This is a genomic window from Serratia sp. CoH_122_TC_1 (assembly GCF_058191755.1).
In genome coordinates, this window is the sequence record NZ_JBXWLA010000008.1 from 222,882 (window position 1) to 235,419 (window position 12,538).

The 12,538-nt window shown below is 53.1% G+C and carries 13 protein-coding genes; 7 read left to right on the forward strand and 6 right to left on the reverse strand.

What is annotated here, in order from left to right; translation table 11 throughout:
- Window positions 1-71 precede the first annotated feature (71 nt).
- Window positions 72-2,129 (forward strand): carbon starvation CstA family protein, encoded by a 2,058-nt coding sequence (locus AC2FC2_RS12620; RefSeq protein ID WP_265553485.1) that lies wholly within the window; start codon window positions 72-74, stop codon window positions 2,127-2,129.
- A 59-nt stretch (window positions 2,130-2,188) separates the two neighbouring features.
- On the opposite strand, the gene fsa is transcribed toward AC2FC2_RS12620, so the two are convergent.
- Complete coding sequence (fsa, locus tag AC2FC2_RS12625) at window positions 2,189-2,854, reverse strand: fructose-6-phosphate aldolase (RefSeq protein WP_265553487.1); 666 nt, start codon at window positions 2,852-2,854, stop codon at window positions 2,189-2,191.
- A gap of 146 nt (window positions 2,855-3,000) precedes the next feature.
- Between fsa and AC2FC2_RS12630 the strand changes: the two genes are divergently transcribed.
- The 3 genes from AC2FC2_RS12630 to AC2FC2_RS12640 are packed head-to-tail and all read left to right on the forward strand — an operon-like array spanning window position 3,001 to window position 7,132.
- Complete coding sequence (locus AC2FC2_RS12630; RefSeq protein ID WP_490659323.1) at window positions 3,001-3,900, forward strand: glycyl-radical enzyme activating protein; 900 nt, start codon at window positions 3,001-3,003, stop codon at window positions 3,898-3,900.
- A 4-nt stretch (window positions 3,901-3,904) separates the two neighbouring features.
- Window positions 3,905-6,337, forward strand: coding sequence for a formate C-acetyltransferase/glycerol dehydratase family glycyl radical enzyme (locus AC2FC2_RS12635; RefSeq protein ID WP_490659324.1), 2,433 nt, complete (start codon window positions 3,905-3,907; stop codon window positions 6,335-6,337).
- Window positions 6,338-6,385: 48 nt separating this feature from the next.
- Window positions 6,386-7,132 (forward strand): DeoR/GlpR family DNA-binding transcription regulator, encoded by a 747-nt coding sequence (locus AC2FC2_RS12640; protein WP_209633795.1) that lies wholly within the window; start codon window positions 6,386-6,388, stop codon window positions 7,130-7,132.
- 47 nt (window positions 7,133-7,179) lie between these two features.
- Here AC2FC2_RS12640 and araD read toward each other — a convergent pair whose 3' ends face one another.
- Window positions 7,180-7,875: an L-ribulose-5-phosphate 4-epimerase gene (gene araD / locus AC2FC2_RS12645; RefSeq protein WP_404759458.1), complete on the reverse strand. Its 696-nt coding sequence runs from the start codon at window positions 7,873-7,875 to the stop codon at window positions 7,180-7,182.
- Between the two features lie 364 nt (window positions 7,876-8,239).
- Between araD and osmB the strand changes: the two genes are divergently transcribed.
- On the forward strand, window positions 8,240-8,458 hold the full coding sequence (gene osmB / locus AC2FC2_RS12650) for an osmotically-inducible lipoprotein OsmB (RefSeq protein WP_004945176.1): 219 nt from the start codon (window positions 8,240-8,242) through the stop codon (window positions 8,456-8,458).
- 205 nt (window positions 8,459-8,663) lie between these two features.
- Here the strand turns inward: osmB and yciH are convergent, their stop codons facing one another.
- Window positions 8,664-8,990, reverse strand: coding sequence for a stress response translation initiation inhibitor YciH (yciH, locus tag AC2FC2_RS12655; RefSeq protein ID WP_404759457.1), 327 nt, complete (start codon window positions 8,988-8,990; stop codon window positions 8,664-8,666).
- Between the two features lie 10 nt (window positions 8,991-9,000).
- The gene (gene pyrF / locus AC2FC2_RS12660; protein WP_490659325.1) at window positions 9,001-9,729 is read right to left on the reverse strand and encodes an orotidine-5'-phosphate decarboxylase; all 729 of its coding nucleotides are present in this window, start codon (window positions 9,727-9,729) and stop codon (window positions 9,001-9,003) included.
- A gap of 327 nt (window positions 9,730-10,056) precedes the next feature.
- Here pyrF and bhsA point away from each other — a divergent pair, with 327 nt between their 5' ends.
- Window positions 10,057-10,317: a multiple stress resistance protein BhsA gene (bhsA, locus tag AC2FC2_RS12665; protein WP_209633803.1), complete on the forward strand. Its 261-nt coding sequence runs from the start codon at window positions 10,057-10,059 to the stop codon at window positions 10,315-10,317.
- Window positions 10,318-10,487: 170 nt separating this feature from the next.
- Entirely contained in the window at window positions 10,488-10,784 is a 297-nt protein-coding gene (locus AC2FC2_RS12670; protein WP_209634223.1) for an Arc family DNA-binding protein, read from the forward strand.
- Between the two features lie 55 nt (window positions 10,785-10,839).
- On the opposite strand, the gene lapB is transcribed toward AC2FC2_RS12670, so the two are convergent.
- Together lapB and AC2FC2_RS12680 are read right to left on the reverse strand one after the other, a co-directional pair.
- On the reverse strand, window positions 10,840-12,009 hold the full coding sequence (lapB, locus tag AC2FC2_RS12675; protein ID WP_209633805.1) for a lipopolysaccharide assembly protein LapB: 1,170 nt from the start codon (window positions 12,007-12,009) through the stop codon (window positions 10,840-10,842).
- 6 nt (window positions 12,010-12,015) lie between these two features.
- A complete protein-coding gene (locus AC2FC2_RS12680; protein WP_209633807.1) occupies window positions 12,016-12,318 on the reverse strand; it encodes a LapA family protein in 303 nt (100 codons plus the stop codon).
- Between the last annotated feature and the right edge of the window lie 220 nt (window positions 12,319-12,538).

Genomic DNA, 12,538 nt, shown 5'->3' on the forward strand with positions numbered 1-12,538 from the left:
CTACTTTTAATCTGTACCTAGTCTCCATAAGAACACGCCTTTTATTTCTGCACACCAAGGAGTTGTTGAACATGAAAAACGTCAAGTCCGGGATCATCTGGCTGGTGGTGGCGTTGGTCGGTGCATTTGCCTTCGCCATGCTGGCACTCAGCCGCGGGGAACATGTCAATGCGGTTTGGTTGGTAGTAGCGGCGATCGCCTGTTACAGCATCGCTTATCGCTTCTATAGCCTGTTTATTGCCAAGAAAGTATTTGAGCTCGACGATCGCCGCATGACACCGGCTGAACGTCATAACGACGGACTCGATTACGTCCCCACCAACAAATGGGTGCTATTTGGTCACCACTTTGCTGCTATCGCCGGGGCTGGGCCATTGGTGGGTCCGATTTTGGCGGCGCAAATGGGCTTTTTGCCCGGAACCATCTGGATCTTGGTCGGGGTGATGTTGGCCGGTGCCGTGCAGGACTTCCTGATTCTGTTTATATCTACCCGCCGCGACGGTCGTTCGCTCGGGGAAATGGCCAAGCAAGAACTTGGGGCCTTCGCGGGAGTGATCACCATGCTCGGTGCACTGGGCGTGATGATTATCATCCTGTCTGCATTGGCATTGGTGGTGGTAAAAGCCCTGGCAGACAGCCCATGGGGCTTGTTCACCATCGCCGCGACGATTCCCATCGCGCTATTTATGGGCGTGTATATGCGTTTCATCCGGCCAGGTAAAATCGCCGAAATATCGGTGATCGGCTTTGCACTGATGCTGCTGGCGATTATTTACGGCGGCAATGTGGCACAAGATCCCTACTGGGGTCCATTCTTCACGCTGCACGGCACCACGCTGACCTGGGTGCTGGTGGTTTATGGCTTCGTTGCCTCGGTACTGCCGGTATGGTTGCTGCTGGCGCCGCGTGATTACCTGTCCACCTTTATGAAGATTGGCGTCATCATTGGGCTGGCAGTTGGCATCGTCTTTGCCATGCCGGAAATGAAAATGCCCGCAGTATCACGCTTTATCGACGGTAGCGGCCCTGTGTTCGCGGGTTCACTGTTCCCATTCCTGTTTATCACCATCGCCTGTGGTTCAATCTCTGGCTTCCATGCGTTGGTGTCCAGCGGCACGACACCAAAACTGGTAGAGCGCGAAAGTCACATTCGCTTTATCGGCTACGGCGCAATGCTGATGGAGTCTTTCGTGGCCATCATGGCGCTGATCTGCGCCTCGGTCATCGACCCCGGTGTTTACTTCGCTATGAACTCCCCGGCAGCGCTGATCGGCACCACGGTGGAGAATGCCTCGCAGGTGATTAATAGCTGGGGCTTTATGATTACCCCAGAAACGCTGACGCTGATTGCCAAAGACGTCGGGGAGCATTCAATCTTGTCTCGTGCCGGTGGCGCACCGACCTTTGCCGTGGGGATGGCACACATCATTACTGAGGTGTTTAACAGCCGCGCAATGATGGCGTTCTGGTACCACTTCGCCATTCTGTTCGAAGCGCTGTTTATTCTGACCGCCGTCGATGCCGGTACCCGTGCCTGTCGTTTCATGGTGCAAGATTTGGTGGGTGTTGCGATCCCAAGACTGGCCAACAACCGTTCGTGGTTCGGCAACCTGGCCGGTACCACCGTTGCCGTCGCGGGTTGGGGGTTCTTTGTCTATCAGGGGGTGGTCGACCCACTCGGTGGTATCAACACGCTGTGGCCTTTATTCGGCATCGGCAACCAAATGCTGGCATCAATGGCCTTGATCCTGGGTACCGTCGTGCTGTTCAAAATGAAAAAGCAGCGCTATGCCTGGGTAACAATCCTGCCGACAGTCTGGCTGTTTATCACCTCGATGACCGCCGGCTGGCAAAAAATCTTCCACGAGAAGCCAAGCATCGGCTTCCTGGCACAGGCGAAGAAATTCTCTAACGGCATTGAACAAGGCACGCTGATTGCGCCCGCGAAAACGCTGAAGGATATGGAAACTATCGTTTTCAGCAACCAGATTAACGCCGCACTGTGCGCTTTCTTTATGCTGGTGGCAGTCACCATGCTGGTCTCCGCCTTCTTTGTGATACGCCGTGCACTGAACGCCAACCAGCCTACTGCGCACGAATCGCCGATCGTTCTGCGTGAGAACGGCTGAATGAATGTTTTGTTAATCAGGGCGCTGCGGCGCCCTTTTCTTTGCTTATTTCACACGGCTCAGTTCAGCAAGTTTGTTCCAAACGCGCCCTGCCAGTCCTGCTCGAATTTCTCTACCGCCGCCTGAACCGCTGGGGCCGCAAGAAATTGCTCTGCCACGTCAACCGGTAACGTGATGGCCTGACAGCCCGCCAGCAAGCATTCCAGCGCCTGACGCGGCGTTTTAAAACTGGCTGCCAGCACCCGTGCATTCGGTGCATGCAGCGTTAACAGCTGTTGCAGCTCATGAACCATCTCGATGCCGTCACCGCCCTGGGCATCCAGACGGTTAACATAAGGGGCAACATACTCGGCGCCAGCCAGTGCCGCCAACAACCCCTGACCTGCACCATACACTGCCGTCCCTAGCGTGGGGATCGACATGGACGTCAGTTTTTTAATCGCTGCCAGCCCCTCTGCGGTCGCGGGTATTTTCACCACCAGCCCTGGGACTCGCTGATGCAGCAATGCTGCTTCTGCCACCATACGCTCGGCATCGTTGGCCATCACTTGCGCAAACAACTTGCCGGTGCCGCCCAGGGCATCACGCAGCGCGGGCAACACTTCCCAAATGGGTTTGCCTTCTTTGGCAACAATGCTCGGATTGGTGGTGACACCATGCAATGGCAAGATGCGCGCCAGGCGTTTGACTGCATTTACATCAGCGGTATCGAGATAAAGCTCCATTACGGACTCCTGAATCTTCTGTGGGCGAATTCAAACTCTCATCATAGTAGGACATACAATGCGTTCATATTTGATCGAAATCAAATCAACTTTCATTCGAAACAACTTTAATGAAATAAGAAAAGCAACCGAATGACAGGTGACTCGTGATATTCAATCTGCAGCGCTATTCCACCCACGATGGCCCAGGTATTCGCAGCGTAGTCTTTCTCAAGGGCTGCTCGCTGAGTTGCCGCTGGTGCCAAAACCCGGAAAGCCGTGCACGACAGGCCGATCTGTTGTTCGACCCACGCCAGTGCCTGAGCGGATGCATGTTGTGCCGTGACGCGAACCCGCAGGCAATCCAGCGAGTAAACGACGATCTGGTAATCCAACGCGAACGACTCAATCACGAAGATTATGCCGCATTGGCCGCCCATTGCCCAACCGGCGCGCTCAGCCTGTGCGGAAGCGCGATAAATATCGACGAGATCATGGCCGACGTGTTGCGCGACCGCCCCTTTTATCTGCGGACCGGTGGCGGCCTGACGCTGTCCGGTGGGGAACCCTTTATGCAACCGACAGTCGCGGCCGAACTGCTGCGCCGTGGACGCGAAGCCGGTATTCATACCGCCGTGGAGTCCTGCTTGCACACCCCTTGGTCGTACATCGCCCCCTCGCTCCCCTGGCTTGACCTGATGCTGGCGGATTTGAAACACGTCGATGAACGGCGCTTTAAACAGTGGACCGGCGGATCCGCCAAACGGGTGATGGACAATTTTTGTCGACTGGCTGAGCACGGCACCCAAACTGTCGTGCGCGTACCGCTGATCCCGGCGTTTAACGCCGATCGCCACTCTGTCCGCGCAATTGTCGATTTCGCCGCCGATGAAGCCGGCGTCAAAGAGATTCATTTTTTGCCGTACCACACACTGGGCATCAACAAATATCACCTGCTCGGCGAACCCTATCATGCTGCCCGAACCCCACTGGATGCCCCCGAACTGCTGGCCTATGCCGAGCAGTACGCCGAAACCAAAGGGCTGACTGCTATTTTGCGAGGATAACATCATGACCACTCTGGACTTGACCACCCTGACCGAACGCACCCTGGCCCACAAGAACGCGCTGATACATATCGTTAAACCGCCTGTTTGCACCGAACGCGCACAGCACTACACCGAAGCCTATCAACAACACCTGGATAAACCCTTGCCGGTGCGTCGGGCGCTGGCACTCGCTAACCACCTGGCCAAACGTACCCTGCGCATTGACAATGATGAGCTGATTATCGGCAACCAGGCCAGCAAATTGCGCGCCGCGCCGATCTTCCCGGAATATACCGTCAGTTGGATCGAAGACGAGATTGACCAGTTAGCCGATCGCCCCGGCGCCGGTTTTTCCGTTAGTGAGGAGGACAAGGCTGTACTGCACCAAATTTGCCCATGGTGGCGGGGCCAGACGGTACAGGACCGCTGCTATGGCATGTTTACCGATGAGCAAAAAACCTTGTTGGCCACAGGCATCATCAAAGCCGAAGGCAATATGACCTCGGGAGATGCCCACCTGGCGGTGAATTTCCCATTGCTGTTAGAGAAAGGCCTCGACGGGTTGCGTGACAAGGTAGACGAGCGCCGCAGCCGAATTGACCTCACCGACTGGCATGAGTTACAGCAGGAACAATTCCTGAAGGCTATCGACCTGACCCTGACGGCGCTGAGCGCCCACATCCTGCGCTTTGCCGAACTGGCCCGCAGTATGGCACAGGCAGAAAGCCGTCACTGGCGGCAGGAAGAGCTACTGACCATCGCAGAAAACTGCGAGCTGATCGCCCACCGACCACCGCAGACTTTCTGGCAGGCCCTGCAGTTGTGCTACTTCATTCAGTTAACGCTACAAATTGAATCCAACGGCCATTCGGTGTCCTTTGGCCGTCTCGACCAATATCTGTACCCTTGGTATCGCCGCGATGTCGAGTTGGAGCAGACTCTGCCGCGTGAGCGTGCCATTGAAATGCTGCACAGCTGCTGGCTGAAACTGCTGGAGATCAACAAGATCCGTTCTGGCACCCACTCCAAAGCCTCGGCAGGCAGCCCGCTGTATCAAAACGTCACCATCGGTGGGCAACAACTTATCGACGGTAAACCCTGTGATGCCGTCAATCCTTTGTCTTACACCATCCTGGAATCCTGCGGTCGCCTGCGCTCGACCCAGCCGAACCTCAGTGTGCGTTACCACGCGGGAATGAGCCGTGATTTTCTCGATGCTTGCGTGCAGGTGATTCGTTGTGGTTTTGGCATGCCGGCGTTCAACAACGATGAAATTGTTATTCCCGAATTTATCAAGTTGGGTGTAGAACCGCAGGATGCCTATGACTATGCGGCGATAGGCTGTATCGAAACTGCCGTTGGCGGCAAATGGGGTTACCGCTGTACCGGCATGAGTTTTATTAACTTCGCACGCGTGTTACTGGCAGCGTTAGAACAGGGGCGCGACGCCACCTCTGGCAAGGTTTTCCTGCCACAGACGCTTGCGCTGTCGCAGGGTAACTTCACCCATTTCGATCAGGTGTTGGGGGCCTGGGACGAGCAAATTCGTTACTACACCCGTAAATCGATTGAAATTGAGTGCGTGGTCGATAGCGTATTGGAAGAGAACGCACACGATATTCTCTGTTCGGCACTGGTGGATGACTGCATCGAACGGGGCAAAAGCATCAAGCAAGGCGGTGCAAAATACGATTGGGTTTCAGGTTTGCAAGTCGGTATCGCTAACCTGGGCAATAGCCTGGCGGCGGTTCGCAAGCTGGTGTTCGAACAGGGCGTGATCGGCCAACAGCAGTTAGCGACGGCGCTAGAGAATGATTTCGACGGGTTGAGTGGCGAACAGCTACGCCAGCGGCTGCTCAACGCCGCGCCAAAATATGGTAATGACGTGGATGAGGTTGACCAACTGTTGGTGCGCGCCTATCAGACTTACATTGATGAATTGAAGCAATACCACAACACCCGTTTTGGTCGTGGCCCGATTGGCGGCACCTACTACGCCGGAACATCATCCATTTCGGCCAATGTGCCGTTTGGCGCAGCGACGCTGGCAACACCGGACGGACGCAAGGCACATACGCCGCTGGCGGAAGGTGCCAGCCCTGCCTCCGGCACCGATCATCTTGGCCCAACCGCCGTGTTCAATTCACTGTCCAAATTACCCACCGCGTCGATCCTTGGTGGCGTACTGCTGAACCAGAAACTCAACCCCGCGACATTGGAAAATCCACGCGATCGCGAAAAGTTGATGTTGATGCTGCGCACCTTCTTTGAGACATACCGAGGTTGGCACGTTCAGTACAACATCGTGTCGCGGGAAACTTTGCTTGAAGCGAAGCAACATCCTGACCAGTATCGTGATTTAGTGGTCCGCGTTGCTGGATATTCCGCTTTCTTTACCGCATTATCCCCTGACGCGCAGGATGATATTATTGCGCGAACAGAACATACTATTTAAACAATAAATATTAGCGGCTGCACATTGGTGGCCGCACATCAGGTTGATATGAATTCAAGACAACAGACAATATTGCAATTGGTTAACGATCGCCGGCGCATCAGCGTCAGCGATTTGGCCGCTGCCACCCAGGTTTCAGAAGTGACGATACGTCAGGATCTGAATTTGCTGGAAAAACGCAGCTATTTGAAGCGGGTACATGGTTCCGCATTGGCATTGGAAAGCGACGACGTCGACGCGCGGATGATGTCCAACTTTACGCTCAAACAGAAGTTGGCGCAGTATGCTGCTTCGCTGGTGAATGACGATGAAACCATCTTTATCGAAAGCGGCAGTACCAACGCATTGTTGGCTCGCTATATTGCCGAGCGTAAACGCATCACACTGATCACCGTCAGTCATTATATCGCCAATCTGCTGAAAGAAACCGACTGCGAAGTGATCGTGCTGGGTGGTTTATATCAGAAAAAAAGCGAAACCGTCGTCGGTCCGTTGACCCGTCAGTGCATTCAACAAGTTCATTTCAGTAAAGCGTTTATTGGCATAGACGGTTACCACGCAGAGACCGGGTTTACTGGGCGCGATATGATGCGTGCCGATGTGGTCAACGCGGTGTTGGCTAAGGGTGTCGAGAATATTGTTCTGACAGACTCCTCCAAGTTTGGTCAAATCCAGCCCAACCCATTAGCACAACAGGGTGAGGTTCATCGGGTGATCACCGACTCACGGTTGGCGTTGGAGTATCAGCATCAGTTGAAACGTCAGGGAATACGCTTGGATATGGTGAACGATTAGCCGTTCAAACAGCAGTGAGGGCCGCCCGTTCGCTGCCCTCCTTAATGTTACTGACCGTAGTAGGCATTTTTGCCGTGCTTGCGCAGGTAATGCTTGTCCAGCAGAGTTTGCTGCATGTTCCCCAGCCCCGGCATCAGCTGGCGTGAGAAAATCCCCATATAGGCAATCTCTTCAAGCACCACCGCGTTATGCACCGCATTCTCCGCATCTCTTCCCCAGGTAAAGGGGCCATGTGAATGAACCAGCACAGCCGGGACTTTAGCCGGATCCAACCGACGGTCGCCAAAGGTTTCGACAATCACCCTGCCAGTCTCCCACTCATACCGACCGTTAATCTCTGCATCCCGCATCTGTCGGGTACAGGGAATGTCACCGTAAAAATAATCCGCATGTGTGGTGCCCCAGGCAGGAATATCCAGGCCTGCCTGCGCCCAAATAGTCGCATGACGCGAATGGGTGTGGACAATCCCACCCGCTGACCCAAACTCAAGATAAAGCACGCGGTGTGTATCGCTATCTGAGGACGGTTTTTTTTCACCCTCCACCACTTTCCCCGTTTCCAACTCTACCACCACCATGTCGTCACGGGTCATCGCCGCATATTCCACTCCCGAGGGTTTGATCACCATCAGACCCTCCCGGCGATCGACAGCGCTGACATTACCCCAGGTGAACGTCACCAGGTGATGGCGCGGCAGTGCCAGGTTGGCTTCGAATACGTGCTGTTTGAGCTCGTTAAGCATTTATCTTTCTCAATTAGGCGTGTTGAGCCTATTGTCAGCAGCCCGTCCCCAGGGAGGTATGGTGCAAATCGCTAAAGACCACGCAGGCTTCTGCTGGAAACGAATATTTGCGAGAGAAAGGGTGAATCGCCTGTACATAACAGGAGAACGGACTTTAAGACTATTTACCTGTTTATTACTTACCAGATGCTTATAGTGAATATGGGCAGAAGTTGTACATTTGGCCTTTTAATTATTCTGCCTTTAACAAAAAATGCCATTTTTTATATCGATACTCTATGGGAGCCAATAGCAGGCCGAATTCGGGGTTCATGCCTATACTTAAGAGGCACTCCCATATAGCCAATGCTAAGGAGAAGTCATTATGATGATTATCAATAAACGTTTCGCCACCGCCGCTTTGGCGCTTACGCTAGCGTTTTCACTCAGCGCTTGTTCCAACATGTCCAAACGTGACCGCAACACCGCTATTGGTGCTGGCGCGGGGGCAGTAGGCGGTGCAGTGTTGACCGATGGTAGCGCACTGGGTACGCTCGGCGGGGCCGCCGTTGGGGGGATCATTGGTCATCAGGTGGGTAAATAATCTGACTGACCGTTCTACAGATACCTCTGCCGACAGGCTGGCAAAAGCATTTTTGCTTTGACGTATTAGCCATAATAAAGATTATTTCAGGTCTGTTTTATCTTCATTCGATGGCATATTACCATCAGTGGGCTCAGGCCCGGCAGCAGTACCCTTAAGCCATGCCGCAGTGTGGTATCGCGGCATGGCCGTTCGCCAGATGCAGTTAACCGCCTGCCAGCTTGACCTTCATTCCTTTGCCTTCCAGCAGCTGTTTAAGCAAATCGCGCTTATCGCCTTGGATTTCAATGACGCCATCCTTGACTGACCCGCCGCAACCGCACTTTTTCTTCAACTCGGCGGCTAATTTATCCAAGGCTGCATCGTCCAAATCCACACCCGAGATAAGACACACACCCTTACCTTTTCGCCCGCTGGTCTGGCGTTGAATACGCACGATACCGTCGCCCTTTTCGCGCTGCGGTTTACTCTCTTCCTGCTTGATGCGCCCTGTGTCGGTGGAATAGACCAGCCGGCTGTTATCATCACTCATGATCTTTTCCTCAAGCCAGTGAGGAGCGAATGGCGCTCAATGTGGCGGCAGGATCGGCTGATTGGGTGATCGGACGCCCAATAACCATATAATCGACACCAGCCGCCTGCGCCTGTACAGGGGTCATGATACGACGTTGATCGCCCGCGGCGCTGCCCTCCGGGCGAATGCCTGGCGTGACCAATTGGAACTGTTGACCACACGCCGCTTTCAGACGCTCAGCCTCATGTGCCGAACACACTACGCCGTCCAATCCACAATCACGGGTCAGACGTGCAAGCCGTTCCGCGTGCTCAGCGGGTGAAAGATCGATACCGATAGCCTGCAGATCTTCTGCTTCCATGCTGGTAAGTACAGTAACCGCAATCAACAACGGTGCCTGGGCACCGTAAGGCAGCAACGCTTCTTTCGCGGCTGTCATCATACGTGCACCGCCGCTGGCGTGGACATTCACCATCCAGACACCCAGCTCGGCAGCTGCGGCTACGGCATGGGCTGTGGTATTCGGAATATCGTGGAATTTCAAATCCAGGAATACCTCGAATCCGCGGTCGTGCAACTCGCGTACGACTTGTGGCCCAAACAGGGTGAACATTTCCTTGCCCACTTTTAACCGGCAGTCTCGTGGATCGATGCGATCAGCAAATGCCAGCGCAGCACCAATATCTGCGTAGTCCAGCGCCACGATAATCGGAGATGATTTTAAGTCATTGTTATTGATGTTATTTTCAGACTTCATTTCTTCTACCTTCTGTAAAATGGACGTAAATAGGCAACAACCTACCAAACTGACGCCGCATTCTACATGTCAGTCGACAGAAATCCCAGCCACAGCGCGCCCTGCCGTTAAGTAATGTTAGTCGTTGATACGTCATCAAGCGTCAATATCACCCCGACGTCCTTAACCCAGCTGATGTAAACCGCCGTAAAGATGCGTAAATTATCATTCATATAATTTGAACAAGATGCTCAGCATTATCAGATTTTAAATCCAATCAGATGCTTTATTATTCAACACATCGGAAGCGAACGCCTTCCAACCTAATTAAACAGACTGGAGTCTCATATGAAAAGCATCAAATATTTTGCAGCAGCCGCAGTTGTCGCTATGACCTCTTTTGCCACTCTGGCCGCTGAGCCGGTGGATATGCAACAGGCAACCAGCCTGACCGCTTCCGGTGTTGTTTCTGCCGGTCATGCTACGACGCTGAGCAGCCTGGAAGCCAAGTTGGCCGCTAAAGCCGATGCGCAAGGTGCAAGCAGTTATCGCATCATTTCTGCCGGCGGTAATAACATGCTGAGTGGCACTGCGGTTATCTATAAATAAGCACTTCAGTATGGGGCCCGGTCTACCGGGCTCTACCGCTTTATCCCTTCAATATCGCGCGTTATTTCCCCTCCTCAGTGTTACAGAAATATTAAATTTTTATTACACACTAGACACTCACTCATGACTGGCTTAGCTTGAAGGCAATCTTCCCGCATAAAGGCTTCAAAATGAGCGAGATATCTACACTAACGATTAAAATCCCTCTGGAACTCAAAGAAAAAATTCGTGCCATTGCCGCCGATAACCAACTTTCTTTGAGCGCTGAGGTTTGTCAACGCCTTGAACACAGCTTCGACTTACCGGCTAAAGCAGAAAAAGCCGCTAAGAAATCGCCGGAGTTACACCATGGCGAAATCGATAATCAGGGGATTGAAGAGGAAATCGAACAACCTTTGAACCAGAAAGAATTGAAAAAACTGCGTCAGTTACTGAAAGGTGGCGTGAAAGCCAGCAAGAAAAAATAAAGCTGCACCAGCACAATAAAAAACGGGGCTAAATAGCCCCGTTTTTTATTGTGCATTATTGCCCATCCAACCCACGGATAGGCTTAACCGATGACCAGGCTCGGCATGACGGGCAATGCCAATACAGGGAATGTGCAGTAAAACCACATTTATGGCAGCGGTAACGCGGCTTGGTCCGTATTTGTTCCCCAACCATATCCCGCAGCAGCAACAGGCTCTCTTTTGCACGCCCGTCTTCCGCATCCGCCAGGTGATAATCCATCAAGCGGTAAAATACTCTCATTGTCGGATGGCGCTGTAACTGGCGGTTGATATACACCTGCACCACGTCACGCCCTTCATGCTGTTCAATAATCTCTGCCAGCATTAATTCGGCGGTGGCGCCGGTGTTTTCTTCCACGCAACGCTTGAGGAAGTCCGCCCAATCCTGCTTTTGTTCCAAATGTTGGTAACACTCATGCAGCATCGGCAGGGTTTCGCTAACCAGTTCTTTATCCTGGCTCAACACCCGCTGTAACGACTCTACCGCTTTGGCATATTCACCCTGCGCCATATAAATGCGGCCAACCATAATCGATACGCGCGCACACTGTTTGTCAGCCGAGGCCGCCCGCTTCAGCAAGCCCATCGCTTTATCGAGATCGTCGCTGCCCATGGCCTGCAGCGCCAGCTCGCAATAGAAATGTGCGATCTCGGTACGTTGCTTGTCTTTGCCCAACTTGACCAGTTTTTCCGCCACGTCAATGGCGCTCAGCCAGTCGCTGGTCGCCTGATGGATCGCCAACAACTGCTGCAACGCAGAGAGGCGAAAATCCTCTTCACCGACCAGTTGGCCGAACATGTCTTCGGCGCGATCGTACATACCGGCCGCCATGTAGTCGCGGCCCAACTGTTGAATAGCCAGCAGGCGTTGTTCGAAGGTGAGAGAGGCGCTTTCCATCAGCGCTTGGTGGATACGGATGGCACGGTCTACTTCACCGCGCGAACGGAACAGGTTACCCAGTGTCAGGTGTGCTTCAACGGTGTTACTGTCCTCTTTCAACATATCAAGGAACAGATCAACCGCTTTATCTTGCTGATTGGAGAGCAGGAAGTTAACCCCAGCCACGTACTCGCGCGACAGACGGTTGGCTTCCTGTTGTTTATCCTGTTGAGCACTTCTGCGCCCCATGTACCAACCGTACGCGGCAGCCACGGGCAGCAACAGAAACAGCAGCTCTAACATAGAAGATTATTCCTTGCTGACAACGGGCTGAGCTACCGGCTCAGCAGGTTGTTCAAGCTGCAGTTCCAGCCTTTTGATTTTGCGTTCGGCCCGCCCCAATGCAATACGGGTGCGCAAATAAAACAGGCCACAAATGACCCAACCGAGAACAAAACCAGCACCAAACAACGCCGCCAACAGGGTCGATACGCGATAGTCGCCCTGCGCAACCAGGTAGTTAAAACTCACAACCTGATCGTTATGCGCGCCCAACGTGACAGAAATCACGAAAATCACCAGAACCAACAAAAAAATCAGCAAATATTTCACATTCTTTCCCGCGATGCCGAGTTAATCGGATGAATTATGCCAATGCGTGGCGTCCCTAACCATTAAGTTAGCATTTCCCATCGTGGCAGGGAAACCCTGCGGCACGATAAAACCACATATCTGCTGGCATATTCGACAGTAAACGACGCTCCCGAACAAATTAATGAGAAAGCTTCTCAAAATAATGGATTAATAAGGATATGGGGACATTGATGCGAAT

Excerpts from the sequence above, each read along its gene's own strand:
- araD (WP_404759458.1), bottom strand. The coding sequence starts at position 7,875 with ATGCTTAACGAGCTCAAACAGCACGTATTCGAAGCCAACCTGGCACTG.
- yciH (WP_404759457.1), bottom strand. The coding sequence starts at position 8,990 with ATGAGTGATGATAACAGCCGGCTGGTCTATTCCACCGACACAGGGCGC.
- osmB (WP_004945176.1), top strand. The coding sequence starts at position 8,240 with ATGATGATTATCAATAAACGTTTCGCCACCGCCGCTTTGGCGCTTACG.
- lapB (WP_209633805.1), bottom strand. The coding sequence starts at position 12,009 with ATGTTAGAGCTGCTGTTTCTGTTGCTGCCCGTGGCTGCCGCGTACGGT.
- fsa (WP_265553487.1), bottom strand. The coding sequence starts at position 2,854 with ATGGAGCTTTATCTCGATACCGCTGATGTAAATGCAGTCAAACGCCTG.
- AC2FC2_RS12670 (WP_209634223.1), top strand. The coding sequence starts at position 10,488 with ATGAGCGAGATATCTACACTAACGATTAAAATCCCTCTGGAACTCAAA.
- AC2FC2_RS12635 (WP_490659324.1), top strand. The coding sequence starts at position 3,905 with ATGACCACTCTGGACTTGACCACCCTGACCGAACGCACCCTGGCCCAC.
- AC2FC2_RS12620 (WP_265553485.1), top strand. The coding sequence starts at position 72 with ATGAAAAACGTCAAGTCCGGGATCATCTGGCTGGTGGTGGCGTTGGTC.
- pyrF (WP_490659325.1), bottom strand. The coding sequence starts at position 9,729 with ATGAAGTCTGAAAATAACATCAATAACAATGACTTAAAATCATCTCCG.
- bhsA (WP_209633803.1), top strand. The coding sequence starts at position 10,057 with ATGAAAAGCATCAAATATTTTGCAGCAGCCGCAGTTGTCGCTATGACC.
- AC2FC2_RS12640 (WP_209633795.1), top strand. The coding sequence starts at position 6,386 with ATGAATTCAAGACAACAGACAATATTGCAATTGGTTAACGATCGCCGG.